This window comes from Herbaspirillum lusitanum P6-12, from assembly GCF_000256565.1.
Classification (GTDB): Bacteria; Pseudomonadota; Gammaproteobacteria; order Burkholderiales; family Burkholderiaceae_D; genus Herbaspirillum; species Herbaspirillum lusitanum.
On the sequence record NZ_AJHH01000721.1, the window covers coordinates 1 to 2,396 of the forward strand.

At 63.6% G+C, this 2,396-nt stretch carries 3 protein-coding genes; all 3 read left to right on the top strand.

Going from position 1 to position 2,396, the window contains the following annotated elements:
* The first annotated feature begins 63 nt into the window (after positions 1-63).
* From HLUSI_RS0123425 to HLUSI_RS30360, 3 genes are read left to right on the top strand one after another with little or no spacing between them, the layout of a single operon-like run.
* Positions 64-1,929 carry an amidohydrolase gene (locus tag HLUSI_RS0123425; RefSeq protein WP_016836254.1) on the top strand — a complete coding sequence of 622 codons (1,866 nt, stop codon included), beginning with the start codon at positions 64-66 and terminating at the stop codon, positions 1,927-1,929.
* Between the two features lie 13 nt (positions 1,930-1,942).
* Positions 1,943-2,146: a DUF1427 family protein gene (locus HLUSI_RS0123430; protein ID WP_029363941.1), complete on the top strand. Its 204-nt coding sequence runs from the start codon at positions 1,943-1,945 to the stop codon at positions 2,144-2,146.
* Complete coding sequence (locus HLUSI_RS30360; protein ID WP_016836256.1) at positions 2,143-2,310, top strand: DUF1427 family protein; 168 nt, start codon at positions 2,143-2,145, stop codon at positions 2,308-2,310. Before HLUSI_RS0123430 ends, HLUSI_RS30360 begins: the two co-directional genes overlap by 4 nt.
* The last annotated feature ends 86 nt before the right edge of the window (positions 2,311-2,396 follow it).

Below are 2,396 nucleotides of genomic sequence, written 5' to 3' on the forward strand. Positions count from 1 at the left end.
GGATCCCGTAGTTTTAGACCTCCCCTGACAACACAACACCAACGAACAACCCCAGGAGTGAACATGAGCGCCGACCTGATTCTGCTGAACGGAAATTTCCACACCATCGACAAAGCACAGCCGCTGGCAAGCGCCGTTGCGATCAAGGACGGCAAGTTCCTCGCCGTCGGCGACGCCGAAGCCGCCATGCGCCATCGCGGCGACGCCACCAAAGTGGTCGACCTGAACGGCCGCAGCGTGGTGCCGGGCCTGAACGATTCGCACATCCACCTGATCCGCGGCGGCCTCAACTACAACCTCGAACTGCGCTGGGAAGGCGTGCCGTCGCTGGCTGACGCCTTGCGCATGTTGCGCGAGCAGGCCTTGCGCACACCGCATCCGCAGTGGGTGCGCGTGGTCGGCGGCTGGACCGAGTTCCAGTTTGCCGAGCGCCGCATGCCGACGCTGGAAGAAATCAACGCCGCCGCGCCCGACACCCCGGTGTTCATCCTGCACCTGTACGATCGCGCCTTGCTCAACCAGGCTGCGCTGCGCGCCGTCGGTTACAACAAGGACACCCCGAATCCGCCGGGAGGAGAAATCCAGCGCGACGCCGCCGGCAATCCGACCGGCATGCTGATCGCCCGTCCCAATGCCATGATCCTCTACGCGACGCTGGCCAAAGGCCCGTCGCTGCCGCTCGAGCAGCAAGTCAATTCGACGCGCCAGTTCATGCGCGAACTCAATCGCCTCGGCGTCACCAGCGTGATCGACGCCGGCGGCGGTTTCCAGAATTATCCGGAAGACTACGCCATCATCGACCAGCTGGCGCGCGAGCAACAGCTCACCGTGCGCATCGCCTACAACCTCTTCACGCAGAACAAGGGCAAGGAACTGGGCGACTTCCAGCGCTGGACCGACATGATCAAGCCGGGCCAGGGCGACGACTTCTATCGCCACAACGGCGCCGGTGAAATGCTGGTGTTCTCGGCGGCCGACTTTGAGGACTTCCTCGAACCGCGTCCGGAACTCGCCGCCGGCATGGAAGACGAACTTGAAAAAGTGGTGCGTCATCTGGTGTCCAACCGCTGGCCGTTCCGCCTGCATGCGACCTACGATGAATCGATCAGCCGCATGCTCGACGTCTTCGAAAAAGTGAATCGCGACATTCCTTTCAACGGCCTGCACTGGATCTTCGACCACGCCGAAACCATTTCGCCGCGCAACATCGAGCGCGTGCGCGAACTCGGCGGCGGCCTGGCGATCCAGCATCGCATGGCGTTCCAGGGCGAATATTTCGTCGACCGCTACGGCAAGGAAGCCGCCAGGGCGACGCCGCCGGTGGCGCGCATGCTGGACCTGGGCGTGCCGGTCGGCGCCGGCACCGATGCCACCCGCGTCGCCAGCTACAACCCGTGGACCGCGCTGTACTGGCTGGTCTCGGGCAAGACCGTAGGCGGCCTGCAACTGGCCGAAGCCGGTTTGCCGCGTGAAACCGCGCTGGAACTGTGGGCCGCAGGCAGCGCCTGGTTTTCCAACGAGCAGGACAAGAAGGGCCGTATCAAGGCCGGCCAATTGGCTGATCTGGTGGTGTTGTCGGCCGACTTCTTCAGCGTCGCCGAAGAAGACATCAAGGCCATCGAATCGGTGATGACCGTGGTCGGCGGCAAGATCGTCTACGGCGCCGATGAGTTCGACCCGCTGGCGCCGCCGGCCATCCCGGTGCTGCCGGACTGGTCGCCGGTGAAAAACGTGCCGGGCCACTACAGCGCACGCAAGTCGGGCACGCAGAGCGGGCAGCAGCAACGCCGGGCTATCCTGCCGCATCAGTGCGCAGGCGCTTGCAACGTGCATGCTCATTCGCACGATGTCGCGCGCCGCTCGTCGGTGCCGGCGTCGAATTTCTCAGGCTTCTGGGGCGCGCTCGGTTGCAGCTGCTTCGCGTTCTGATCGGAGTATGAACATGACTTATTCCAAAATCATCTGGGGCCTGTTGCTCTCCTTCGTGGTCGGCTTTTGCTGCCACCTCGCGCAAATCCCGGTGCCGTCGCCGCCGGTCCTGAGCGGCGCCTTCCTGGTGTTCATGATGAGCAGCGGCTACTGGCTGGTGGATCGTTACCTGGCCGCCAAGGAAGCCAAGGCAAAGCAAGCCGGGGTGCAAGCATGAGCGCGCTGTTCACGGGCGCCGTGCTGGGCACGCTGATCGGCGCGGTCTGCCGCTGGTTCGGCCTGCCGTCGCCGACGCCGCCGACCCCGGTCGGCGCTTCGCTGGTGGTGGCCATGACATTGGGTTACGTGCTTGCCGGCTATGTGCTGGCGGGGCACTTCTGATATTTCCGTTATTTCTGATTCAGGAGAATCGACATGCAAACATTTCAAACTGCGCCAACCGCGAAACAAAATTTTTTCCTGCGCCC

What these genes read in the sequence shown, in the direction of transcription:
- HLUSI_RS0123425 (WP_016836254.1), top strand. Translation starts at nt 64, where the DNA reads ATGAGCGCCGACCTGATTCTGCTGAACGGAAATTTCCACACCATCGAC.
- HLUSI_RS0123430 (WP_029363941.1), top strand. Translation starts at nt 1,943, where the DNA reads ATGACTTATTCCAAAATCATCTGGGGCCTGTTGCTCTCCTTCGTGGTC.
- HLUSI_RS30360 (WP_016836256.1), top strand. Translation starts at nt 2,143, where the DNA reads ATGAGCGCGCTGTTCACGGGCGCCGTGCTGGGCACGCTGATCGGCGCG.